22 protein-coding genes are annotated in these 24,780 nt (G+C 53.3%); 3 read left to right on the top strand and 19 right to left on the bottom strand.

The annotated features are described in order from the left end of the window. Positions 1 to 88: 88 nt before the first annotated feature. The 5 genes from AC3IYG_RS00145 to AC3IYG_RS00125 all read right to left on the bottom strand — a co-directional run bounded on the left by AC3IYG_RS00145 (position 89) and on the right by AC3IYG_RS00125 (position 4,797). Positions 89 to 1,267 (bottom strand): phospholipase D family protein, encoded by a 1,179-nt coding sequence (locus tag AC3IYG_RS00145; RefSeq protein ID WP_489311712.1) that lies wholly within the window; start codon positions 1,265 to 1,267, stop codon positions 89 to 91. 334 nt (positions 1,268 to 1,601) lie between these two features. Further along, entirely contained in the window at positions 1,602 to 2,282 is a 681-nt protein-coding gene (locus AC3IYG_RS00140) for an EcsC family protein (protein ID WP_489311711.1), read from the bottom strand. A 64-nt stretch (positions 2,283 to 2,346) separates the two neighbouring features. Continuing rightward, the gene (locus AC3IYG_RS00135) at positions 2,347 to 2,829 is read right to left on the bottom strand and encodes a hypothetical protein (RefSeq protein WP_489311710.1); all 483 of its coding nucleotides are present in this window, start codon (positions 2,827 to 2,829) and stop codon (positions 2,347 to 2,349) included. 32 nt (positions 2,830 to 2,861) lie between these two features. Continuing rightward, a complete protein-coding gene (locus tag AC3IYG_RS00130; RefSeq protein WP_489311709.1) occupies positions 2,862 to 3,842 on the bottom strand; it encodes a hypothetical protein in 981 nt (326 codons plus the stop codon). Positions 3,843 to 3,921: 79 nt separating this feature from the next. After that, on the bottom strand, positions 3,922 to 4,797 hold the full coding sequence (locus tag AC3IYG_RS00125; RefSeq protein ID WP_489311708.1) for a competence protein CoiA family protein: 876 nt from the start codon (positions 4,795 to 4,797) through the stop codon (positions 3,922 to 3,924). Positions 4,798 to 4,924: 127 nt separating this feature from the next. Here AC3IYG_RS00125 and AC3IYG_RS00120 point away from each other — a divergent pair, with 127 nt between their 5' ends. Beyond that, the gene (locus AC3IYG_RS00120; RefSeq protein ID WP_489311707.1) at positions 4,925 to 5,878 is read left to right on the top strand and encodes a hypothetical protein; all 954 of its coding nucleotides are present in this window, start codon (positions 4,925 to 4,927) and stop codon (positions 5,876 to 5,878) included. On the opposite strand, the gene AC3IYG_RS00115 is transcribed toward AC3IYG_RS00120, so the two are convergent. The 9 genes from AC3IYG_RS00115 to AC3IYG_RS00075 form a co-directional block, all read right to left on the bottom strand. Then, entirely contained in the window at positions 5,872 to 7,011 is a 1,140-nt protein-coding gene (locus AC3IYG_RS00115) for a hypothetical protein (protein ID WP_489311706.1), read from the bottom strand. The genes AC3IYG_RS00120 and AC3IYG_RS00115 overlap by 7 nt on opposite strands. Before the next feature lie 91 nt (positions 7,012 to 7,102). Further along, positions 7,103 to 7,501, bottom strand: a complete 399-nt coding sequence (locus tag AC3IYG_RS00110; RefSeq protein ID WP_489311705.1) for a DUF6957 family protein — start codon at positions 7,499 to 7,501, stop codon at positions 7,103 to 7,105. Positions 7,502 to 7,511: 10 nt separating this feature from the next. Next, positions 7,512 to 7,946 carry a hypothetical protein gene (locus tag AC3IYG_RS00105; protein WP_489311704.1) on the bottom strand — a complete coding sequence of 145 codons (435 nt, stop codon included), beginning with the start codon at positions 7,944 to 7,946 and terminating at the stop codon, positions 7,512 to 7,514. Positions 7,947 to 7,961: 15 nt separating this feature from the next. Further along, positions 7,962 to 8,297 carry a hypothetical protein gene (locus tag AC3IYG_RS00100; RefSeq protein ID WP_489311703.1) on the bottom strand — a complete coding sequence of 112 codons (336 nt, stop codon included), beginning with the start codon at positions 8,295 to 8,297 and terminating at the stop codon, positions 7,962 to 7,964. Then, entirely contained in the window at positions 8,291 to 9,757 is a 1,467-nt protein-coding gene (locus tag AC3IYG_RS00095; protein ID WP_489311702.1) for a TniQ family protein, read from the bottom strand. The genes AC3IYG_RS00100 and AC3IYG_RS00095 overlap by 7 nt, the downstream gene beginning before the upstream one ends. Before the next feature lie 83 nt (positions 9,758 to 9,840). Then, entirely contained in the window at positions 9,841 to 10,167 is a 327-nt protein-coding gene (locus AC3IYG_RS00090) for a TniQ family protein (protein ID WP_489311701.1), read from the bottom strand. Between the two features lie 12 nt (positions 10,168 to 10,179). Continuing rightward, the gene (locus AC3IYG_RS00085) at positions 10,180 to 11,115 is read right to left on the bottom strand and encodes a TniB family NTP-binding protein (RefSeq protein ID WP_489311700.1); all 936 of its coding nucleotides are present in this window, start codon (positions 11,113 to 11,115) and stop codon (positions 10,180 to 10,182) included. Next, positions 11,115 to 13,070, bottom strand: coding sequence for a transposase (locus tag AC3IYG_RS00080; protein ID WP_489311699.1), 1,956 nt, complete (start codon positions 13,068 to 13,070; stop codon positions 11,115 to 11,117). The genes AC3IYG_RS00085 and AC3IYG_RS00080 overlap by 1 nt, the downstream gene beginning before the upstream one ends. A gap of 1 nt (position 13,071) precedes the next feature. Further along, on the bottom strand, positions 13,072 to 13,794 hold the full coding sequence (locus tag AC3IYG_RS00075) for a hypothetical protein (protein ID WP_489311698.1): 723 nt from the start codon (positions 13,792 to 13,794) through the stop codon (positions 13,072 to 13,074). Between the two features lie 90 nt (positions 13,795 to 13,884). Here AC3IYG_RS00075 and AC3IYG_RS00070 point away from each other — a divergent pair, with 90 nt between their 5' ends. Together AC3IYG_RS00070 and AC3IYG_RS00065 are read left to right on the top strand one after the other, a co-directional pair. Further along, positions 13,885 to 14,937: a hypothetical protein gene (locus AC3IYG_RS00070; RefSeq protein ID WP_489311697.1), complete on the top strand. Its 1,053-nt coding sequence runs from the start codon at positions 13,885 to 13,887 to the stop codon at positions 14,935 to 14,937. Between the two features lie 196 nt (positions 14,938 to 15,133). Then, a complete protein-coding gene (locus tag AC3IYG_RS00065) occupies positions 15,134 to 15,364 on the top strand; it encodes a hypothetical protein (RefSeq protein ID WP_489311696.1) in 231 nt (76 codons plus the stop codon). On the opposite strand, the gene AC3IYG_RS00060 is transcribed toward AC3IYG_RS00065, so the two are convergent. The 5 genes from AC3IYG_RS00060 to AC3IYG_RS00040 are packed head-to-tail and all read right to left on the bottom strand — an operon-like array spanning position 15,359 to position 24,774. Beyond that, positions 15,359 to 16,066, bottom strand: a complete 708-nt coding sequence (locus AC3IYG_RS00060) for a hypothetical protein (protein WP_489311695.1) — start codon at positions 16,064 to 16,066, stop codon at positions 15,359 to 15,361. The two genes, AC3IYG_RS00065 and AC3IYG_RS00060, sit on opposite strands and share 6 nt — an antisense overlap. Before the next feature lie 52 nt (positions 16,067 to 16,118). After that, on the bottom strand, positions 16,119 to 18,227 hold the full coding sequence (locus AC3IYG_RS00055; protein ID WP_489311694.1) for an ATP-binding protein: 2,109 nt from the start codon (positions 18,225 to 18,227) through the stop codon (positions 16,119 to 16,121). Then, positions 18,224 to 19,603 carry an SIR2 family protein gene (locus AC3IYG_RS00050; protein WP_489311693.1) on the bottom strand — a complete coding sequence of 460 codons (1,380 nt, stop codon included), beginning with the start codon at positions 19,601 to 19,603 and terminating at the stop codon, positions 18,224 to 18,226. Before AC3IYG_RS00050 ends, AC3IYG_RS00055 begins: the two co-directional genes overlap by 4 nt. A 45-nt stretch (positions 19,604 to 19,648) precedes the next feature. Further along, complete coding sequence (locus tag AC3IYG_RS00045) at positions 19,649 to 23,053, bottom strand: DEAD/DEAH box helicase family protein (protein WP_489311692.1); 3,405 nt, start codon at positions 23,051 to 23,053, stop codon at positions 19,649 to 19,651. After that, on the bottom strand, positions 23,050 to 24,774 hold the full coding sequence (locus AC3IYG_RS00040) for a GmrSD restriction endonuclease domain-containing protein (protein ID WP_489311691.1): 1,725 nt from the start codon (positions 24,772 to 24,774) through the stop codon (positions 23,050 to 23,052). Before AC3IYG_RS00040 ends, AC3IYG_RS00045 begins: the two co-directional genes overlap by 4 nt. Positions 24,775 to 24,780 lie beyond the last annotated feature (6 nt).

The raw sequence follows: 24,780 nt of genomic DNA, 5'->3' as shown, positions 1-24,780 counted from the left end.
GTGCTTGAGTGGAGGTTGGTCTGTCCTAGAGCTGGTGGGCAGGTAGTTAAGAGCCAGAAACCATGTCGCCCAATAAGGACTGGTAGCTCTATCCGTTTACCCTGGCCTCTTCCGCATACCAAAGCAGAGCATCTAGTTCGGCTAGGTTTTTAGCAGGGTACCTCTTGGTTCGCCTGAGAGCCGTGCGGAGATGCCTGGCTGCATAGATGTACTTGTCTCCCTCGGAAAGCCCCCTAGGACGCACAAGGCCGCTTGCCCTCAACCAGCCTTTGATAGGGTTGTTCGCCACATGGTAGAAGCTCGGGAAGAACTGGCAGAGCATCTCCGAGAACAGGGATCCACGAGTCTCAAGGAAGATGTCGCTCATCCTGTTGATCTCGCGAACAACCACCACATCCCTTTCGACTTCTGGTGCATCCAAGACGCGAACCAGGCTCCTAGAGAGCTCCCTGTGATCACAGTGCTTGCCCTTGATCTCCCAGCCCTTTGCCTGGAAACGACTTCCACCATCCAGTACCCAGATTGCGCGAAGATTATCGTAGAAGGACAAATTTCTGTTCTGGCTCCACCTGGCAGCACTAGCAGCATCCCTGAACAGTCTCTCCAGATCGTCCCTGTTGGCATTGAAGATTCTCATGGCTGCACGACGAGCTCGCAGAATGCTACCCACCTTCTCCAGGTCAGTCGGAAGCGGGAGGACGTATTCGACGGCGTAGCTACCATCATCAGCGGTGCCCTTCTTACCCTTCTTGCCTGGCTTTGGCTGACGGGTGGCCTCTACATAGCCTTCCAGCCACTTCGCATCCACGACAGAAGACTGAGGCTGCAACTCCAGCACCCAGGTTTTGGCTTGCTGGAAAGACGCCTCTGAAATGACGGTGAAGCCATTTATTTCATGGTTATCGGAAAAGGCAGCCACAGAGAGATTGGACGATCCAATCAGGGAGTAGCATGTGCCGTCAGTCTCTCTCCAGAACATCGCCTTGGGATGGAATCCCTGAATGTCTTCTGCGGCGAAGAGCTGGGTCTTGTACCGAATGGGGAGCCACTTCAGAACGCTTTCGCAGGCGGCCTTACGGGTAAGGCCGAAATCCTGGCCGACCACCATCATGAATTCCTCACAATGAGATCCAAGCTTTTCTTCGATAGCCCAGTTCGTCAGGTACGCGCTGACGATGTAAAGCTCTTTGGATTCGGCGATAGCTCGATGATAGTAGCTTTTCAGGTTCTTTTGATCGGCCTTACGGGGCAGAAAAATCAGTTCCATCAGAAATCCTTTCAGAGTGAGGCGCCAGTGAAAGCCTGTGTTAGCCCGCTCAGGGGCGTACCAATATGTATATAGACCAGACACAGCACCATAGATGTGTCTGCTATTTCGCTAGCGGCAAAGTAATCAAAGGTCAGGTACAGAATCCGAGGGGGAGAGTGCTGACTTCATCCATGAATAAATACTCAGGCTTGAGGGTATACGGAACATTGTGTACCCGAGGCTGGCGTTACAGTTCCGATAACCTGTAATCGCAACGCTGCGTTCATATTTAAGAAAAGGCTCGTGGATCGGAAAATGAGCCTTTTATCTTCCTACTTTTGGCAACTGATATTTATACAGGCTCCAATGCCCGCTCCGAAGCATCTAAGTCAAAAAAATCCTTCGCTGTATTCCCGACATACTTTGTAAGCCAGTAATTTGTTGAGGCACCGATCACAACCCCCACACCAAAGGGGATTACCTTCATTGTAGCTTTCTTTGTGAACTCGATTCCGATCTTCTTAAACAGCTCTTTTATAGCCTGTAGAGCCGCTCCCTTAAGGTATTTATCAACCATTTTCACACCAGCTTTAGATGCGATTCTTGTTGCACCGGCAGAGCCGACTTGCTCCAATGAACCCGCTAAAGCAATGATGAATGACATGTGTTTTGCGTCTTCATTAGATAGATTTTTATTAATTGCCAATGCAATGCACATTGTCATATCTATCTGAAGTTTCATACAAACGGTTACGTCTGCAAGGCCGCCGCCCACCAAAGATACTGCGGTTCCAATTCCTGGTATCACACCCGCTAACGCGGTTGCACCACCAGACGTTGATGCCAATTTTGAGTATCTTTTTATTATTTTTTCGCAAACCAGATTCTTAAGTTCTTTTTCACTGGCTTTTGGGCGCGAAGCTCTTGCCTGCTGTTCATATTGTGAAACGACAACTCGCGCATCCGCTGGGGATATTGCAATTATCTCAACAGCCTTCATCAGGGCGGACGCGTTATCTTCCTTTTCTGTCATAATTACTTCCTCATACTACACGTGTGAATAACCCGCTTTTAGTGACAGTACCATCGACAGGCCTTTAGCGAGGATCAGTCGACTTTGACTGCCTGATCTCCTCTTCTTGCCGAGCACGAATCACCGTCTCCAGATCCTTGATGTGCCTTTTTGTCAGCTGTCCTGGTAGCGAGAAAGAAAACAGCATTGCGATGCACGCCAAAAAGAGCAAAAAACACTCGACCCCTATCTGAATGCAGCTAGGCCAGCCGAGGTTCAGTGATGCCAAAAAAGCTACAGCAAGAATAGCCAAGTACAGGTAAAACAAAGCAGCATGGCGCTTGAGATCGCGCCGTATCTGCACCAGGTAAAACGTATCTTGGCGCCAGTTTCTCCCACGCAAAGCACGCTCATTTCCGACAATAGCCATTACTGCGATCAAGAAGCCCGCCAGGATCGAAAAGACCGTAACCAAGACGGTGAGGGCATTGCTGTTATTGTGGTACTTCTCTTGAAACTGCCAAGCAAAGTATGCGGCGACGAGCGTGTAGAGCACGGCCAGCAGCACCTTACGCCTGCTTACCTTAGGCTCATCTGGGATCATTTCTGCCATAGCTTCTGAGTAATCAACTCGTCCCTGTACTCGACCAACGCCTTGTAGACCTCTGTATTGATCAGATCGTTAGCTCCGTCTCGACGCAGCAACCGAACCTTTTTGGTTGGCGTCACTTCACCAAGGCGAATAGGGGTACCCTTCTTGGTGATGACTGTGACATCAATGCTGTCATCTTCTTCATCCATGACGTCTTCGCCTACAGACTTCATGGCTTCTAGAACGATAGATTCTGCCCGAGAGCCGCCCTCTGCCTTGATGACGGTGCTCACCTGAACCTCCTCCCAGTGACTTGCCAACATCTCACGTTGTGCTTCGTTGACATCTTCTGCAAACAGGTCTTTCAACGTCCCCACGAATGCCTTCAAATGAGAGGACACGGTCGTAGCCCCGGTCTCATGCGAGTCCAAAATCTGGGTTGCCCGGTACATGGTAGTGTTGAGCCTCAACTCTTTGATGCCCTCGTCTTCAAGCACCTTCTTTTTATTCTGGTTGGTGACCTTCCGTAGCTCAAATGAGACATCGCCAGACTTCATGGCAGCCTTGCTAATAAGCTCTCGCAGATATGTCGCCACCGCTGCTACTCGGAAACTGCCTTCTGTAATAACAAGCAGATCGTTCTGATCAAGCAGAACGAAAGCGTCAGAAAGCTTAAATGCACGATTAGCCGGTGCCTGAGCAGCATGATCCTGGTCAGTAGCACTAGCGACTTTGAGCCCCATTGTGGTCATTTTTTCACCTGGGACACCTGCGCCTATAGCTAAGCACAGGGGCTGCTCACCTACTGTGTCACGATGACGAACCCCTACGACGCCAAGCGTTCCCATCGCAATTTCGGTCTGCGCCATGCTCCCCAACTTACTCATCGCCGAGCGAACCAGCTGCTCTAGGGGCTTACTAGGTGCCGTGTTTTTGTTATAGGTTGCACGAACATAATTGATGTTTTTTTGAACAGGGCGGCGAGACACTAAAGACACTCCATTGCGCAAATTAGGACTCTATCGTCGGTCTTTTCCGCCTTGTTTGCCAAGCTAGTTGTGCAGCACTTCACAATTCGGCTTCAAGAGCCGACAACTGCTCTATCAGCATCTGCTTGGCCCAAAACGGGAACATCCAATTCCTGTATTTCGGGACATATCGACCGCTGTACTGCCAAGCCAATCGCTTGAGCTCTTTAGCGATCATCGGACTGTAAGCGACAGAGCGGACAACTACAGATCCATATTCAAGTTCCCGCACATCCACCCACAGCCCCTGGATCGTGAACCTCATCCGCTCGGCAGACTGTGGGCTCGAATCTTGCGCCATGCTGGTCTCGGCAAGGGGTGAGGTGGGCTCGCTGAGCGATGCAGCATTCGGTAATTGCGGATAGAGCCACTGCTTCATATCTGTATCGTGCAAGATGATTCTTTTGAGTTCGAGCAGCCCATCAACTGAGGGCGTTATGGTCAAGCCACTCAAATCGATCTCGACGGTACGAATGCCTAACAGCTCAATCCGCACCTGCTTTTCATCTCGTACAAATGAAGTGGCTGCGAACTCAATCAGCAGGGGGCCATCGCTCAGGTCTGCAACTAGATCAGGCCTGAAGTCCCCCATCCAAAGCTCTTCTTTGACCGACTCAAAATCCCACCAGGAACTCTGATCTTCAGAATCAGGGAAATGTCCTGGCTGTGCGGGCAACTGCAATCCCAAGCTTTCCCTCACAACCTGCTTGGCGTATCGATGCAGAAAGCTTTCGGGGGTTACCTCACATGATATTTTTCGCGAGAAATGAGAGAAGTGATGAACGCGCTGAGGCCCTTTGCGAGCAACTACGGGCTCGTCGCATTCGAGGCATCGGCATCCGCAAACCAAGCCACGCGCGACATCGCCAATCGAAACAACTTGGTCATTAAGATCTACCGCTATCGTCATGGTCATGAGGCATTCCTCTGGAGTTGAGAAGGCCTCAAGGGTGAAAATAAGCGCAGCCAAAAACCTCCAAGAACCGCCGAATTCCGGAACTTCCGGTTAAAAGCACTTACTTATCAGCAGCATAGGGACATGCATGATCGAAGCACTTCAGCGTCTACAGCACCACTTGAAGGAGAACCCATCGCGCGGGCGCTCCTATGAGATCCTGTTTTTCATGGCTGATGCGGGCCTTGCTCGCCCTGATTGCACCGAAAAGCTGCGGTTCGAAGCCAAGGCCCTGCTAGCAGGTTGCGGTACCGTTGCAGAGCAAGAAATGGATCCCAAGGATTGGGTACCGTCCATTACGATCCTGCGACGCGCTCTGCGTCTGGCCCAACCAGCATCCTCTGAGCAACACCTGGAACTGGGCTACCAACCCGGCGGTGGCAGGGGCAACGTCAGTCTCTACTGGCTGGAGTTAGCAACCGAGAACACCTCAGCCCAAGACACTGAAACCGAACCCTCCTCGACGATGGTCTATCGTCGCTCCGTTAAAGGTTCCATCAAGCCATCACTCGCGGCCCGCCTATTCTTACGCGACGGTGAGATGCGTAACTTGAGCGGTCGTGGCATCAGCTTTCTGAGCTCGATTCTTCTGGGCAGCGCGTTTTGGATAGCCATGCTCGGCATGATGCTGCTCAGTCTGAGCCTACGTCAGGGGCCCATGACCATGGGAAGCCTCATCACCCTTTGCCTAACTCTGGTGGGGTTTGTTTTCATCTGGAAAGAGGTTTACTCCCCCTGGTTTCGCGTCATTGACGATTGCGTTGTCAAAGCGCCCCACTGGGTTTCTGCCTTCAAAGAAGTTAGCTGCGAGCTGGAAATGTTCCGCCATGAGGATTCTCGCTGGACACGCCTAGTGCGCTTCTCAGCAGATTGCCCTGTTTGCGGCAGCAATATCGAGCTCCAGCCCGGCAAACCAGACCACAAGCTCCCTCTGGTTGGCCGCTGCATCGAAAGCCCGCATGCACATGTCTATAGCTTTGACCGTATGACACTTCGCGGTGCGTACATTGGCCCCCCCATGCCCGAGGAGAGGGATCAGTAAGGAATCTTTATCTTCTGATCCAGAATCGCGTCCGGCAGCGCCACCAGCGGATCCAGCCAGTCCGCTTTAGCCCGAGCCCAGGCCAGAAACATCTGCTGCTGATCGGACAAGGCACCTGCTTCAAGGGCATCGACTTCTTGGGCGTGTAAAAACGCACGGATGGTTTCCGCCTGTTGCCAGCGCTGCGCATCTGCAATCAGCTGCTCCAGCCTTTTCTTCTCGGCGTCCTGAATCGCTTGCTGTGCCAATGCCTCCTGGCGGCGCTTTTCGCGGATCGCCGCCAAGCGCTCTTGCTCTTCCTGGTAGCGAAGCCTGCTGATCGCCCTCCTGGCCATCACCTCCACCGCCTGATTGAGCTGCTCCTCGATGGGTTGCCGCACCGTGTCTTTGACCACCGCGTCGTGGCCATCGCCGCAACGGATTTCGAGCGTTCCCGACGGGGTGTACTGATAGCGCGGCCAATAGCTATGTTCGCCACGACTTTTGGCCGCCAGCTCTTTCTCCGTTGGAACATAGTTGGAGCGTTTGGTGGGCTCATAGATGCCTAGCGTGAAGTGGCTACCAAACATCTCGACCTGCATGTGCCTATCACCAGGGCGCAGGCTGTAACCGCGCTTTTCCAAGGCTTTGACCAGGGTATTCAGCACCCGGAATGCCCGCTTGCGCTGGCCAACCGAGACAGCGATATCGAATCCTTGCCCTCCAGGGATCGGTATCCCTCGGTTGTCTTTGTAGCCGCTGTTGAGGGCATCTCGGGTAGCCGCGACCAGGGGATGCCAGTGCGTACCCCGGCTCGGTACCCGGATGTGATTGGCAGGATCATGCTCAAACGCCAGAACCGGCAGTAACCGCTCATCCAGCGGTGGTGCCTCACCAGATGGTTTGACGGGTTGCACGACAAAACGGTGAAGGTGACGGGGATTGCCTTTGAACACCGGCAGCGTTGGAGGAGCAGATACTGCTTTGCCCGCTTTCAGCTTGGCCCAATGACCACGGGGCGGGGTCGGAATCTGCAAGCGACTGCACAGCTTCTTCAAGCCGACATCCGACAGGCCATAACGCTTAGCCACGGATTGCACGGGCTCGGCCCACACCTCGGCAAACAGTTTGTCTCGATCATATTGCTCCCACATCACCGCCTCCGGGAAGTTGAGCTAGCGGCCATTTACCCTATAGCGTGTTATGCGAAGACCGGTTCGACTCCCCAACCGCCGACCCACGCCATCAAAAAATTCGCCCGACAGTCTCCAAGGCGGCGCGTTTACGCACGCCGTCACCGAGCAGTACATAGAACGTATGAAAGGTCTGAAACACGAAGCCGTCATTGAATTCATAGAGCGGAGAGGTGCGAACAAAATCGCCGACATCCCACCTGCGCGCGGAGTCATAAATGACGGTATGCGCGTACAAAACTACCGGCTGGCGATTAGTTTTTTCCAGCTCCGCACGCTGCGCATCGGTGACGTCTAGATCGAGCCACATCCAATCACGAACTAAACAAAACCCAGCCATCAGACGACGGTTTTGCATATGTGCCAACGCTTCTTCATCAGTCATTGCTGAGCCCGACATTGGCTGACCGGGGCCGTAGAGCATGTCGGATACCGCGTGAAGTTCATCCATCTCCGCGTCCTCAGTCGAACCAATCATCATTAATTGATGCACCGCCATCCTCGGTGAACCGGGCTTGTAGGTCACTCCACACGGCTTCCAACGGCTTGAGCAGAAACTGTTCTGCTTGCCCCATGAAGCGAAGCTGAAATTCTTGGCAAGCCAGCGCGGCGACTACCTTTGGTGCGGAGTTCGCATACCCCGATTCGAGATAAATACTGGTTGGCCGCGTCCTGACAGCCCGAGTACAGGCCCGCTCGACTGCCCGCTCCATCAAGGTTGGATCCTCATACAGCGCAGTCGACCACCCTAAAACCCGCTTAGTTTTAAGGTCTTGAACTAATGCGCAGTGCCATAACTGTCCGGCTGAGTGAACGAGGCCGACATCAACGATCCATACGCTTTCCGGGCAAGATGTAACATCCGTGATGAAAACCATATCGGTTAACTTTTTCATCTGAGCACTCCGAGGTCAGTGAACACACCAGCAAGAATGGGAAAGGCGTGCGGTCTGAAAAAGGTCAATGAGGTGCAGCAAGGACTGACGGCCACCCCGTGCAAAATTCACAATCACCAAACAATCGTTTTCTCGCGTCTTGATCAGCCAACGCCGCTCGCACTGCATGATTTCTGTGATGGTGCCGGAGATCAGCCGCTCTCCCGGCCTATAGCCCCACGCCTTGTAGACGGCCCCAACTAAGCAGCCAGCCTCGATGCGTGCATCGGTGACATAACCCGTGATTAGCTCACCCGAGTAGTTCTCCAGCAGCGCATCAGCGAGTCGTGCTTTTTGGGAGAGCGTCAGCACGTGGACTCCTCCAACTGCTTGGCGAGATCATTGATTGTTGGCTTTCGTAGTTGCGCGGCTCGCGCCAAATCTGCATTGCGCACGAGCAATCCACGCTGCCCCCCACCCGCTTCCTGCGGTGGTACAAGGATCTCGATCTTGGCTGGCCGCCATGATTGGATTAAGTACTGGGTTTTGGTGTTCATTTGCTTGGCAAGCTCAGCTGTCGGCATGTGAATCAGCAGAAACTCAATCAGGGCTGAGACCGGGACAACGTCGCGTTTGGCTTTGCCATGCGTCTGTACGATGCTTTTGAGGTATCCACCCTGAATCCATTTTTTGATCACACCGGCCTTCCAGCCAGACACTTGGGCCAGGTCATCAACACTCAGCTCGACGTTAGGATTATTGTTGCGAACCCGTTGCGCGATCTCCACTTTGTCAAATTGCAACCCGGCCAGCCCAGCGAGTGAGCTGACGTGAGCCACGGGCCGCACAATGCCTTGGAGAATGTCCTGCAACACTCCCACGATCTTGCTGTTAGAGATGCCGTGAGTGGCGGAGATGTCTTGAATGCCGATCAACTGCACTTTTCTGGGCTTTCTGCGGACACTCGCCACTAGTTGCTGAATCACCTGATCGACGTCTTCGACTCGGAATTCGCCGGCCACCAGTACGGGGCGCTCGTTGCGCTTGTAGCGGCGCAATCCCCCAGCTTGGACAAAACGCTCGAAGAAGTTCTTCGAGACGTTCAGGCGCTGACGGGCTTCCGTCGCAGAAAGATAGCTAGCTCGATCAGCGGCAAGCTGGTCGAGAGTTGATCTGTGAACAGCAACGAAACGACTCTTACCCTCCTGATGCACTCGCCCATCAACCTGCTGCGTAATCACAAGATTGGCCAAGATATCGGGAGCCACACCCAGAAGCCTTGCGGCCTCAGCAGCAGCGAACCAATGAATGGCATCTGCGTTGTCAGCCCCAAACATCAAGGCGCGAGTGCTAACACCCAGACGTCCATCGAAGTACTCGGCGACCTGTGCCTTAAAGCGCTCCCTCAGGAAATCAAAACTTGGCGTCGCATAGGTACTGAAAAGCTCTCGGTACCATGTACCAATTCGTCCTGCCAGGCTGACCCCTTCACTCTTACAGAGCTGGTCTTCCAAGGTGGCATCGAAACGCTGGGGCCATTCCCCCAACAGCGACTCCAAATGGCCCACCACAACCACAGAATCCTCGTAAGAGGAACTGGCACCAAATCGAAACTTGATCGGCAGCTGATCCTCCATACGCCCCTGCGCTTTGGCCAGCATCAGCAAAAAAGCAGGTAGCAGTGGCTCAAAGTTCAGCTGATTGAGTGGAGCCGGTAGCGCCTGCCGGGTTGGCGAATCAACATTTTCCAACAAGGCTGAAAGCCCAGCAGAAAACGCTGACTCAGGCGCACAGTTGGCGCGACGATAGTCGTAACCACAATCACAGTGCATCAACGCTCGTCTCGCGAGGCAGATCGGCTCTTCACATTGCGGGCATTGGCTGAGGAGTTCCGTCTGATGCGTATGGCAGGCGGTTACCAGCAGATGAGACCAGGCCTCACGCGCCCCCCCTCTTCAGTCAAGCACTGCGGACACACAGGCGAACACTGACTGCGCAAAAACGTCTTTTGCGAGAGGTAAGGAGCATGGCCTGCACTCGCTGGCATCAGGTCATGCTCAGCCAGCTCAAAGCACTCTCTAAGCTGCTCCAGCTCATCCAGCGAATAGCTGACTTTCATCGTCAATGCGGCGTCTGCCAGCAGCGCATGGGCTGAACCATAACCGTTGAGTTCTGCTTTACGCATCAACAGTGAATTCAAGCTTTCGCCAGGTTTTAGGGCGACACTCTGGAAAAATGACATGTAGGTCTACTCTCAAAGCTTGGGGATTGGCAGGTGTGCTTGCTGGAGCACTTTCACGTATTCCGCATTCAGCTCATGCTCTGAGATTTGAGTACTCGGCGAGAACGGATTGCCCGAAAACGGCTGATGGTTAATACCGTGGGCGTAGGCTTTGGCGAGGCATTTCATGTCGATCACTTTGCGGAGGTTATTGGTCTCAGCGTGACTCAAAAAATCGATCAGGACGCCAAACCGTCCCATACAGGCGGCATACAAAGCCTTAAGTGACTCTGGGTCATCAAGAACGGTTTTCCACCCCTGCTCGCGATAGGCCTCCGCGATTAGATCAACACCTGAGGCAAAGTCCTCTTGATGGACAGTACTGATCCACGCGTACGGATAAACCAACTCCGTTGACAGACAACGCCGCTGGAATGATGGATCCACTGTCAAAAATCGCTGAGCCGTTGGCAGTCCAACCAAAATCAATGAGACCGCACACTCATCGAGGATGTATTGCAGAAAGTTCACCGCAATTTTCATTTTTGATGCGTTGAGATTTTCAGCGAGATGCTGGACTTCATCGAAAATGATCGTTCTGACCTGAAGAATTTTCAGCTGCTCAATAGCTTGCTCGACCAAATCCGCTGTGTTGCTTTTTTTCAGCACACGGCCTTGAAAGCCTCGAATGATGCTCAACGCCATAGATCGCTGACTTGGCTCTACAGGACAGGTCGCACGGATCACTGGCTTGATGATCTTGCCTTGCTCGATCTGTTGGGGGTACTCCGCTACCCAACCAATAATCGTTTCGGTCTTGCCAACCCCAGCACCGCCAAGCATCGGAAAAATCAATCCCTCTCCCCGCAACGACTGTTCAATCACTTCGCGACCGCGCTCAAACGCCCGCAACAGATGGCCGTGTAAGAACCCTTCCGAGCGCACTACCTTAGTGACTACATCCACCATTATTTTTTCCTCCGATAGGGCTTAACTGGCTCGGCTCCGAAAGCAGAAGATTCCAACGGAACATCTGCCACCGACTGTTGAACCGCTGTAGTGATAGAGGCCTGCGCCTGCTCGATCTCACGCTCGGCTTTGCGATTACTGTTAATGCGGCCCTTTTTGCTCTTCTTGGCATTCGCGTCATCGATAATTTGCAGCTGGTTCAACACATGCGACTCTTTCGACAAAGCATGGTCTGATAGATAGTTTTGGCTTCTGTAATACTTGGCTTGCTCGAAACTCATGGCAGGCATATGAGTATTTTTGTTCGGCACCACCAACCAACTCTTCGATTCTTCGTCAAAAACATGAATCGCACTGCAATCCAATGGGTTAATGCAAACACTTACTTTAACTTTAGAGTTAGTCTTATACAGCGCCGATACATATTCACTCTGGTACTTTTGCGTCTGATAGTTGATCCCTTCGCGAGTAACATTGAGTTTGACCTCCAAGTGATGCCGACAAGCACTCATCATTTCATCTGGCGAGGGTGCAGGGAAAATTGTATATTGCTGACTCAACATATTCAGGGCCTGAATCGGAGAACAATTAAAACCGTACTTACTGGAAAGACGGTCACTTTTCTTAATATGATAAGTGTCCGTTACCCAACGGATAATATAGTTCTCCAGTTCATACAAAGTTAGCTTCGCCGATTTCTGTGCATTCTCCAGCGCGTGCTGCTCGCGCTTATCGTGCGAAAATTTCGCGCCTGGCAACTTATTAATTAACATCGTATGTAGCGTGCCAAAAAAGCGCTCAATGAAAGGCTTCTGATAGGGCGCTCCAGCGATACAGTATTCCAACAACATCGAGAGATAACTGGCGGCTTTTACAACCATTGGCCCATGAAAATCGGAGCCATTGTCCATTACAAGCGTGCGGACATCAGCAGGCGCTGGCCATTCATTAATGCATTCATGCCGTTGACGGAAGGCTTCGCCTTTGGGAGAGAATGCGAACTGAAGGGTCTGCAATACACCAATCTGACTCGCAGCTTGGATCGTTAGATAAATACCCACAATCGTTTGAGTAGCTGTATCGATCATTGCGTATAGTGTGGGACAGCCGATAACATTTCCAAAAGCATCAACAATAAAGATGTCCAGTACCGTCGAGTCGATTTCAACGCGAGCATACGGCTCTTTTACGTCGAGATAACTCAATGCATTACGCATAATCAAGCGGAATGAGTTTCGACTCAGGCGGCCTTTAATTTTTTTCAGATTGAGCCTGCCGATAAACCGGCTAACTGTACGTCTGGATACCCCACCCAAATCGATTTTTAACTCAGCAGACTTAGCATCGCATTTGGTGTTGATATCATTAACAATATCTTGAATGCCAAATTGATGATTATTGCAGTACTTTTCCTCGATGACATTGAGAATAACCTCTTCGACAAGAGGATCGATTGATAGCGCGCGATGGACACCGCGCTGCGAATAGTTGGCCGCCAAACAGTTGGGGGAGAGCGATCTTTTATAGATTGCCCAGACACGCTCAATAGTCCGTCGTGATGGAACTTTTCGCTTGCCGGAATATTTTTTCTGAATCTCAGCGTAGATAAATTCCCACGTGCCGGTTTCAATATGCTCCAAGATGAGATCGACATACTGTTTTCTCTCATCCCGAGATTTTTCTTCTGTTCCGGTCAGCTCCCGAGGTTGAAAAATCTCATCGATACCGCGCTCATTCGGCTTGCACACAACGAGCTTCAGTTCACCCGCTGCAACCTCATTACGAAACTCATCGTCTTGGTAAACATACGTCTCCCCCAGAGGCCCCAGAAGAACGACCTGGCGGGCCTTGGTGTGAATATTCCCAATCACATAAGTTCGCCCATCGCGACCAGCGACGAGGCCATCAACTTTGTAACGGCGCGGGCTAATGTGACTATCGTTGAACGCGGCCATGTCAAAGCTCCACGAACATCAGATGATCAAGCGAGCCGTTAGCCGCCTCTACACAAGCGGTGTCTGAAAACAGCGGCTGCGTAAGATCGGCACGGAGTACGCCGTAGGCGAGGCCAAAGAAAATGTCAGCACTCGTCAATTCAGCCCATTGCTTCAGCTCGTGTGTCAGCCAGCGATCTTGTTGCAACAGCGCCAGGCTGATTTTCTGTCCCGCCTCTGCGGCGTTCTGCTGCTGAGCCGAGCTAAGTGCTTTCTTCAGGTTTTCCAAGTTGGAGATAAATACGGGGGTGAAACCTACTTCAGTCATCGTGATGAACGACTTACCGTATTTGCCTAAGATTTTTTCTGCCAGTGCATGCTTCTCAGCATGCTTTACAAGAAAAGCGCTGGGCTTACTTTCGCAAACGCCTACCTGGCCATCATCGCGCTCATATTCACTATCTGGGGTGTAGCTAGCAGCCTTTTTGCCACCTTTCTTCGGCAAGTCGTCGCGACTATCGACCAAGGTCTCGTTTTCGAGATCAATGCAGACCGCTTGATCCGAGATACGCCTCAGCCCCATCTGAAGACTCAGCAGAAGCAGGTGGTTCCGCTCAAGGAAACTTTGCGCTGCAACAAAACCGTTCGCGTTGCGCTCAGTCGGCACAATGTGGGCTTTACTCCCACGGTTCGTGCGTTTAGCGACATCGCGAACAGGCTTAGTTCCTTTATTTCTAGTCGGCATTTATTGGCCTCCAATCTATCTACTTTACAGTAATAGCCAGCCTTGCTAGGCTTGTCAATAGATTCGAGTCCAACAAATTTAAGGAAGGCAATGGGACGGCACGTCGATACGAGCTGGTACGACACTTACGTGCAGAGCCGGGTGGTGGAGCAATCCATGGCTGAAGGGCCGCTCAGCGACCCTGAGCTGGCGGGACTTCTGGGACTGAAGCCGAAAACCTGGGCGCGGGTGAAAGCTGCTGGCCGTTTTCTGGATGGGCTTAAGCCGGGCATCGAACGGGAGCGCATCCAATGCGGTTATGCTCCGCTGGAACGTCTGGCTAAGCTCTGGTCGACCGCACCAGACACTGCTCAAGAGCTACTCGACGCGGTGCTGAGTAATCAACTTAAGCTAGCCGACCTGGAAACCTTGATTCGTGGCGATGTTCAATCGCAGCAAGGAACTGATTCCACGCGGCCCACGCGCAACACAGCGCAGAAATATGCGCTGTTCAACCAGCTCGAAGAGCTTTTTGATTCGTCCAAATTGCACCCTTTCAATACCTATAAAGGGCGCGTCATTCGACGACGCGGCACCCTGGGCAGCCCAGGTGGCTACTACCTCTACGATGCACAGGGAGAACTGAAGTGCCTAGTGCTGTGTATCCAGCCTGGCGCTTGGCGCGACCCCGCCACGGCAGCGCGCGAACTGTATGAACACGCCCTCGCACAGCGTCACCTAGCGCCCACTATTTGGTTTGTTTTCGAGCGCTACAACGGGGTGCTTCAGCGTTTGGCGGAGCTGAGCCTTTACTGGGGGGGCTCACCCTATGACAAAAAGGGCCACTGGTTGTTCTTATCGCACTTTATTGACACAGGCTATTTGCAGGTCTTGTTCGAAGACCACTTTGCCGAGCTCATTGTGCGAATTAACGCTGGGAAAAGGTTGATCGAGAAGACGGAACTGTTTTGTGCGCTGGAAGCGCTGGATGGGCAGCCACCCCCGAAGCCTGAGCCCTTGCGGCCTCTGCTGGATCTACCTAAACCCAGCAAGACGCGTAGCTACCGCGAGGTTGTCCAGGAGCGGATTTGGGCGGTTGGCAATAGCGACTCAGCAACCACTGAGGAGAAGCGAGGCAAGCTGAACGTTGATATGGACTTGTAAATTTAAGCCAGTCAATTGTGGCCTATTGATTTGTCGAGCGAGCACAGCTGACTGCGCGTAATAGGACGTTATGGTCAATCAGGCCCCACGGCTGACCCAGGGTCGGTGACCGCTCGACCTGCTGCGGTGATCGACATCTCCCTCTGCGCTATACCAGAACCCTGGGTACTGGTTTGACGCGAGAGCAGGGGGCGCCATGAAAAGGGCCATCGAGCAGGAGACGTTGCAGGCATTGGTCGAGACCGGTGCAGCGCGGGAATTTCGCGCACTGCGCGAAGGCGAGGCCTGGCGCCTGGAGCTGCGCCTCGGGGTGAAATGGCTGCCGGTGCGCTCTCGGCGTGAGCCTGTGCGATTGTGGCGCTCGCTGACGGCGGTGGGACGGTTCTGCGAAGGGGTGGGGATCAAGGTGCTGACGGTAGAACTATAACGGCTCGCTGACCCCGGCCTGCTTTCGGTAGTTCTGATAGCTATCTAGGACTTGCTCGTAGAGGGCTTTGCGGACTTTCGTGCACGCCGGATGAAAGGCGTTGATGAATGGCACGCCGTGGAACAGATGAACCCGGTAGGAAACCTTCTCCAGCTCAGGAAACACGTGCTCCTTGATGATGTCGTATGTCCCGCCCATCACCACAACATCTGGAGTAATTGAAAGAATCTGCTCGCGCAAAAACGCGCCGTGAGCCTCGGCAAATGCCCGAACTTCAGCGGTAGCGCGACGTCCACCAGTTGTTTTTTTAAGGTTAATAAAGGCCGACGCAAGCAGGGCGGATTTTCGGTTACGGTGTGCTTCCTTGAACCCACAAATACTTTCGTCACAGCGCTGCAAACCATAGGCCCAGCGACCGATGTTATGGAATGTCGGCCTGCACCAGAGCTTACTCTTGGGCTTTTCCACAATGGCCTTGCGGATCAGTTCAGCAAGACTTGAACCGTCATAGCCGTTCGCTTCCTTCAGGATAAACAGCACCTTGACCCGGCTCTGGTGCCAACTCTCAGGCGAGATAATGCCATCCACAATGTAGGTGGCGTCGGCATGTGTCTTGAGAACTGCATACCTGAAGCCGTTGTGGTTAAAGCCTTCCTGCGGGTAGCCACTCCTTCTGGGTTCTACCTCCAGATCTCCGTGCATCAATCATCTGTCTCATTAGCATGCCCAACAAACGAGAGGGTACCAACCCTACTCACTCCTCCTGATCGTCTGAAGGTGCAAGCTGCTGCCAATCATCAGCAATCTCTTTCCAGTTAACATCCCGCTCCACATTGACTCGGTTCCCTGCCTCATCAACGCGACTTCCAGACCATACGGCCCAGAAGTCTGGATCATCTGATTTAGGCCGCTGACCATCAGGTAAAGAATTCATCTGAACTAATACAGGTAATTCTGAAGCCCAGCCCAGCAGAATGGCATGACGTGAAGGTAGGGAAGGGAGATCACGTAATAGACCTCGCAGATTGTCTGGTACTAGCTTGTGCACCAACTCCTGGTCGCGGTCGTTACTAATGCGATGTAACAAGTAGCTGTTGCACTGTGAAAGCACTGTTTGCGAAAGCTCACTTGGCCGCTGGGAGGAAAGCACCAGCCCGAGGCCAAATTTACGACCTTCACGGGCAATTTTCTCGAACACCTGACAACAAATGGCGGCAGAGCTTTGGTTCTCTGCATCGTCTTTGTAGCGCTTGATGAAAGTATGCGCTTCCTCCATAACCAGCACGGAGGGGAGCGTCTTGCCGTGGTTCAGCTTGCGATAGCGCTGCAAGGCTTCCAGCGTCATGCGAGCGATAACAGCAGTGATGATATGCACCACCTCCGCTGGTACTAAAGACAGGTCGATAACTGTCACTGAACCGTTCGAAGCCTGGTTGTCTCCGATGTAGTTTTCCAACCAGCTGGCTAGGGTCACGCCCTGAGTATCACCGGTAACGGTTTTCATACGGCTATCCGAAAGGATCGTCCGGATACGCATCAACATCGTCTCGACATACTCCGAGACATTCAATAATTCCGCATTAGCCTCCACGCTGCGTAACAGTTGATCACCTGTGAACTCACGAGGAACGTCTGCATCAATTGGCAAGATATCGGTATCGCTACCACCAAATGCCGCATGGGCTGTTCTAGCTAGTGCTAAAAACTCGTCAATTTCGCCTCGGGTGAAATCAAAGGTCGGATACGGCCCACTACGAGCTTGGGAAAACTCGGAAATTTTATCTGTAAACGCACCCAGTGCCTGCCTTTCACCAAGGCTGAACGAGTCATCGTTATCTAGGCCGTCCTGCCATTTCTTTATCTTCTCGAAGAAGTTCTTTGGATGAGGAAACTTAGACCAAGGACTACCACTGTTTCGTTCAATCTGGATCGCTGAGACAAGTGTCCTCAGAAAGCGACGCATTTCATGACTAGGCGAGACTGAAGCTTCGATGGCCCCATCCCGCACAGATCGTAGCGCTTGTATCAACGTCGGGCGCTGCGCCTTGACACTAGCCTGGGTAAAGGCGCTCCACTCGACCGTGTTCCAGAACCACAAGGGGATTTGGAGCGGCTCCACTCCAGCATCAGTGTCAGGCTCAACCGCAAAAACTCTTACCTTGCTCATATCCCGAAAGGTGTTGGCGTACTCGCCATTCGGATCAAGCACAATGAACCGAGCATTGGGATCACGCCCACCTGAAGCCTTTCGTGCAGCATCCATAGACCATCGAATCAACCCAGCTACAGAGCATGACTTACCGCTGCCGGTATTACCCAGCACGGCTAGATGGCGACCAAATAGGCGATCCGGATCAATACAAACATCGGCATTAGCTGCCAATGGACTCACGCCGATCTTCACATGACGGTTTTCACCGGACTCAACAATCGAGCGAAGCTGATTTTGCGTCGGCAGAAGTACCGGATCGCCTACGGTAGGGTAAGCCTCTACTCCACGGCGAAAGGTATAGCGCTCCTTGCCATCTCGCTGCCCCTCATATGCAAGGCACCCTAGAGGGTTCAGGCTCATCTTGCGCAGCGGGTAAGGCAAATCAACGAGCCCGAAATCCTGCATACCTTTACGCTTCGGATACTGCGAGCGCTCAACAGTGATCCACTCTACCTGCGCCACCAAGTACCCCTCATCACTGGGCACCAACACGTAGCCATTGATCCGAGGGAAAGGCCGAGGTGTGCCTGTGTTTAATGCCACTGCATCAGGAGCTTCAATATCCAGCAGGACTTTGATTTCGTCAGGAGAGACAAATTCGATACTGCCGATACGTAGAGAGTCGGCATAAGCAAGGGGAGACATGCTCATATCAAATTACTCACATCGTCATCGGCTTTAGTTTTCCCAGCTCCGGTATCTGGGCGTGGCTCAGTGCCGAAACGCTGCTTGAGCAACTCACTCATGCGGAATGTAGTTTTGTCGATTGCCGCTTTGGGCAAGTAGGTTTCGGTCAGCGTTTTCAAATCCGACAACGCAGGCCCAACCATCAAACTAATCTGCGATGGACGTCCCAGCTCCTCATAGGTTTTCATGATGCGTCCCAGCGGGTCGTCATAAGAAATGATCACCAGATGAGTAGAAGGAATCGTCAGCATGTCGCGGATGACCCGATTGATGTGCTCATCCCCAAAGCTATAGCCATAAGTGACCAATGTGCTGTTCGGACGGCACACAGCCGCAGCCAAATCGCGAAAAAGCTCAACATAGGGATAGTCTGACGTCTCCCTATCCTTAGCTGCATTGGGATATATCATCAGCTTGTGCGCACTGGCACCGCCGAGACCTGGAGCCTTTAGATAGGGAAGCACCTCCTCTGCGCCGAAGGGAAGGCCAATACGGCGAATGTCTCCACCAACTTGAACCCAGTCCACCGAACCATGGAGCTTGGTGAAACGAGCCACCCCCTCTAAATAGCGAGGTTCGCCTCGTATGCCTGGTGGGTTGTAGTGCATATCCAGATCCAACCGTGATGAGCGGAAGATCGGCATCAGATTGCCTAGGAAGCGATCCAGCAGATGTAAACCAGCAAACTCAGCACCAGCCTCAATCAATCGGTCGTAATTGGTGGTGAAGATATTCAGACGATCACGCACACCTGAGCGACTAGCAAAACTCATCAAAAAAGTAACCAGGTGATTGAATGCCTGCTCACGGGTGGACTCATCCGCAGAGGCTATCCCGGTTTCGCTCCGAAGAATGGATTCAGAGAATGCCTCTAGGGTGACATCCAGATCCGCAGCTAACTTTTTGACCTCCTCCGCCTTCCCCAAGATTTCGAGGCCGCGTAGTAGCTCATTAGCGACTCGGAGTTGGTCTTCGAGGTTCCCTTTTTTGCGACCTGACCTCTCAGCGGCCTTCTCAGCAGCCTTATTTATCTCTGCCTGGTGGTTGGAAAAATCCACAGCCCCCATACCTGCGGCCCCTGTTCCGGCAGCTAGATAATGAACCGCGTGAGTTAAGCCAGATCCTGCGAGGAGGGATAGATGCTCCGACTGAAAAAGAGACGTCAGCCAAGGTTCGATTCGGCTACGCAGCTCCTTAGTACCGAAGTCTTGGTCAGCAGAAGCTACCCAACTAGGTGCCTCCTCCCCCTCATCTAGCGATAACTTGAATCTACCTTCCTCAACAGGCTCAAACTTGAACGGCTGGTGATCGTCTCTAACCTTGATGATATTCAGCGCCACAGAAACTACTCCCTTGTCTTAATGATGGGCACTTACTCGGTAAACCTACGCCACAGCCGTCGCCCGTATTCTCATCAGCACATCCACAATCCTAGTCACCGTCGCATCTGGGAATATCCCTATTGGGCCTTGCGCGTTCATATCGGTGAAAGGTGACTCGAACAGCCGCGCAGGCTCCATCACCCCTGTCTGCGTCAGCTCCTGGATGATCAGCTCAATGAACTCAATCTGGTTCGGGGTAGCTGTGCTGCCATTGATGAACTCGCTGAAAGCCTGCATGGCTGCTTCGTAATCGAGTCCTACGAGGGAACGGATGAAAATACCTAAGCCATGGCTCTGTTCCTTGGCCTCATCGATCAGCGCCGGTGAGCCTCCGGCATCGATCAGCATCTTTTCCAGTTCAACTAGGTCAGCAGGTGTCAGTGCCTGATTACGTCGCAACCGTTGCAAGGACAGATGGCTCTCATGAGTCCTCAGGAAGGCACGCGCCTTCTCCTTGAATTTCTGCATGTTTAGGCCTGCCGTCACTTGTGGCAGGTGGATCAGTACACCCTCGCCAAGCTGATCCTCGAAGTTTGAGTAGACGATCTTCTTCTGCCCTTTAGGAATCAGGCGAATCAATGCCCGCAAACGGCGGCGTACGGCCTCCAGCATTGGCAGAGTCACGCCCTCCCACCACTCCTCACTGCCCAGAGCCTGGATTAGGATGATCTCGGCCTTGATGGCAGGAATGCTGATTTCGGCTTCAAGAGACGCGGCGATGACCTGGATCTTCTCCTTGAGGGTCAGGTAATCCGGCTTGGCTTGGAGAATCGCCAACTGCGTGCGCAGAATTAGCATATCGAAGCGCTTGGCCTCTTCATTGTCGTCAACCTGCTCTGAGGGCAGATCAGCGATCTTGGAGATCAATTCGTGGAACTCCTCGGGGCCAATCGCCTGCCAAGCTCCTGCCTGGGCGAACTTCTCCACGAACTTGCGCTGGGGTCTGACTACGAAGTTATCCATATTCATCAGCACCACTTTCTCGCGGAGCAGGGCAGCGGTTTCCTGGCGCAACTGACTGACCGTGAGCTGATCCCCATTAGTAGGAGCGTCAGACTCAACCACCTGATCATCAGACTGAAGCTTCTTGTCTAGCTCGGTAATCATCTCCAGGCGCGCCTTGAACAGCCGAGTACCCAGCGGCTCCGCAGAGCTGCCCTCGGTGAACTCCGGGTTCTGACTGAAGAATTCCAGGTTCTGGCAGAAGTCGAAGATGAAGAAATTCTGCTTGTCCTCGCCGGGGCCAAACAGATCTTTGCAGAGGCGGGTGCCACGCCCGACCATCTGCCAGAACTTGGTCTTGGAGCGCACCACCTTGAAGAAGACCAGGTTCACTACCTCGGGTACGTCAATGCCGGTATCGAGCATGTCCACCGAGATTGCGATATGGGGCATCTTGTCCTTCTTAGAGAAGTCGTCGATGAGCGACTGTGCATACTCTGTCTTGTAGGTCACCACGCGGGCGAAATGGCCCTTGTAGTGCGGATAGCTGATGTTGAAGCGCTCGGCGATGAACTCTGCGTGCGGATTGCTTTTAGCGAAGATGATGGTCTTGCCCAGGCGGTCACCACCGGCCACCTTATGACCCTTAGTCATCAACAACTTGAGTGCCTTGTCGACGGTATCGAAGTTGAACAACCACTCATTCAGTTCGGCAGGATCGACCTCGACTGGAACAGTACCTTCCTCGTTCCACTCCAGCTCATCCCATTGCTCCTTTTCCTCCTCGCTGAGGTCGGCATAGCGAATACCTTCGCGCTGGAACTTCAGGGGTGCCGAGATGGCAATAGGCGGAACCAGGTGGCGATCCGCAATGGCCTCATCTAGGCCATAGGCATCGGTCGGTACACCAGTTTCCAGGTCGAACAGGCCATAGGTATTCTTATCTATCTCATCCTTGGGGGTCGCCGTGAGACCTACCAGCAGACAGTCGAAGTAGTCGAAGATCGCTCGGTACTTCTGATAGATCGAGCGATGCGCCTCATCGATCACGATCAAGTCGAAATGGCCGACACCAAAGCGACGCTGGCCATCTTGAGCTTCATCGATGATGCCCATCATGGTCGGGTAGGTAGAGACATACACGCGCCCTTCGGTGTGCTTCTCCGTCACCAAGTTGACCGGCGAAGCGTCAGGCAGATAGCTCTTGAAGGCCCCTACAGCCTGATTCACCAACGCGACTCGATCCGCCAGAAACAACACTCGCTTGACCCAGTTAGCGCGCATCAGCAGATCGACCAGTGCAATCACCGTGCGGGTCTTGCCGCTACCGGTGGCCATCACCAGTAGCGACTTGCGCTGCCGGTCGACCTCAAAGGTCTCGCCCACACGGCGCACCGCGCGGGTTTGATAGTAGCGCTCGACGATCTCGCTATCGATCACCATCTCAGCCAGAGCTTTGCGGCTGTTGCGCCGCTGGATTAGCAATTCCAGCTCATCCTTCTTGAAGAAGCCCTGAACAGAACGGGGTGGGTAGGCCAGATCGTCCCAGACCCAGTGCTCATAACCATTGCTGTAGAAGATTACTGGGCGCTGGCCGTGCATCTGCTCCAGACAGTCGGCATACAACTTGGCTTGCTGCTGCCCCTCATAGGGGCTTTTGGTAGTGCGCTTCGCTTCGACCAGCATCAGCGGCTTGCCATCATCGCCCCACAGCACATAGTCCACGAATCCGGTGTTCTCGCCATTGGGCATGCCAATGACTTCAACCTCGAAGTTCTTCAGCGGGTCGAGATGCCATCCGGCTTCCTTGAGTAGCAGGTCGATAAAGGCCTTACGGGTCTCGGCCTCTGAATAATCATGGTTATCCGGAACCGCCGCGTTTTCCTTCTTGGCTGCCGCCACTTGTTCGCGTAGGCGTTGCAGCTCTTCATTCAGTGCGGCCTGCCGGTTCAGCACCTCGGAGAGCTTGTCGTCCTTTTCCTTCAGCCGTTGTTCCAGCCTCACCAACTGCTCGGCAGTCTGAGGAGCAGCTCCGGAGGGCTTGGGCAGCAGATCTAGGGAGAAGGTAAGGCTGCCAGCTGGGCGCGAAGTACGCCCGTAGGTGCGGGCCAGCCAATAGCAGAAATGAAACAGCTCACGGGTGGTGTTCTGCGCATCAGACGAAGCGATCTTCTTGGTGCCATGAACGGCCAGATTGCCCAGATCCTTGATCAACCGTGCCTTGGTGAACAGCGCATTGCCGACCCCATCGCGAAAGGTCGGCTCATGGATCAGCGCGCTGAGGTTGTCCTGATAGGGCAACCGGAAGGACTTGTCGTGGGTATAGAGCCAGGCCACAGCGATTTCCAACGCACGCCGGGCGTAGAAGCAGGCCGTGCGCGGATCGCTGTTCACTGCGCCTTCCGCTTTACTGGCTGCTTCATGCAGCAATGTCCATTCAGTTGCTAGGAAGGCGAAATTGCTCATACCTTGGCTTTCTCCCTGATAAAGGCATTCATCCGTTCTGCAAGCGCTTCTCGTCGGTACTGCAAGAAATCTCGATAGCGCTCGGTCGACCACAGGGCAGAGTCAGTTGGCACGCACTGGCTGGTCAATGCCTCTTTGCCCTGCTTGGTGATGATATCGGCCAGGTACTGCGTGGCTTCCTTGTTACTGATGCGCCGGTTGGTCTGGCCCGTTATGAAGGCCATGTTGGCGATCTCGTTGATCTCGCCCGTCTCGTAATCGGCTTTCAGCAGAGACTTGGGAATGATGTGGTGCCACTGGATAAAGTGCAGCTTGCCCTGATGGGTCAGGGATAAACCAAGGCCGCTGTACCAATCCTTCGCACCTGCGGCCTTGAGCGCCAGGTAAGCCAGGGAGAACAGTGGGCTGTTCACACCACGCTTAGCCAGATCATTCGCCTCAACCGTGAGTCGTCCGAACTGTCGCTTCACCGACTCCATCAACGCCGCGATATTGCCGGTATTGAACAGAATGGATAGGTCTTCATTAAGCAGGGTTTCAGTTGAACCCCGTGAATAGCGGCCACGAGCATTGGCCACAAGCAGCCAGTGCAGCAGCTGGTTTTGCTCATCCGCCGTCAGCTTGTTGTCCTTAATTCGGCTGACCGCTGCCAGCACATGAATGAACATGGGCGAGGAGAGCAGCGATTCATCTTCGATCCCCGCATTGGTACGCAGAAAATTGATGGCAAACCGCAACCCTTCCTGGGCCTGCTTCCAGCCCTGTTTCAGCTTGTCCACCGGAGTGCTAGCAACCGTACGGAATAGACACTGCTGAGTCGCGAACACCACAACGGAACGCACAAGATGACCTAACTCGATGGTGAACCAGCTCTGCTCACACTCGTCCTGAAACGCTTCCAATTCCTTGAGAAGATTCGGCCAGCGCGAGGACATCTGCGCCAGCGCCAGATCAGAGGATTTCAGTTTGGCACCGAGCGAGTTCACCCGAACGAAAATCTCGGTGACCTCCTCATAGCTCATGTTGCGCTCCAGCACGTGCACCACGTACTGATAGTCTTTGATGGCTCGAAGTCGCTTCAGGCGGTCGGAATACTTCTGATAGCGCGGATCTTTGAACGACTCGATACCGGCTTTTTCCAGTATCTCCGCATCATTGGCCGTGCGGAAAACAGCACTCACGGAAACCCATTGTGGCAGAGATGCCAGATTCTTACTGGCCACCACAAAAGTGCGACGGTTCATCTTTTCTAAGATGCCCTGTTCGTTGTCTTCGGCTTCCTCAGCCTCATCGTTCAGATCATCATCTCCTGCAACCGGCGACTCTTCGTCCGTGGTGACCTCAGTGTCGTAGCTAGGCGGGCCTTCTGGATGTTCCAGGTTGAACAGGATATCGATGGGTCGCTTGCGACCTCGTACAGAAACCAGATCGCCATTAAGCACAGCAGTGAGGGAGGTCAGGCGCTGCTGGCCATCCAGCAAAAGCTTGCGGCCGGCAAAAGCGTTCGTCTCTTGGGCAATGGCGAAGTCGCGGGTAGGCACCGGCTCATCGGTTTCCCACATCAAGATCGAGCCGCTAGGATATCCCCGGTACAGCGAATCAAGCAGGTCACGCACGCGGGTGGCTCGCCAGACATAATGGCGTTGAATCTCTGGTAGTCGCAGTTCGCCGCGCTTATACATATCCACTAGCGTGCCGATGGGGATGTTTTGTTGCTGCATAGACTG

It is taken from the genome of Pseudomonas sp. KH_027, from assembly GCF_057838565.1.
Note: the sequence above shows the minus strand (reverse complement) of the source record. Positions and strands in the feature narration are given on the sequence as shown.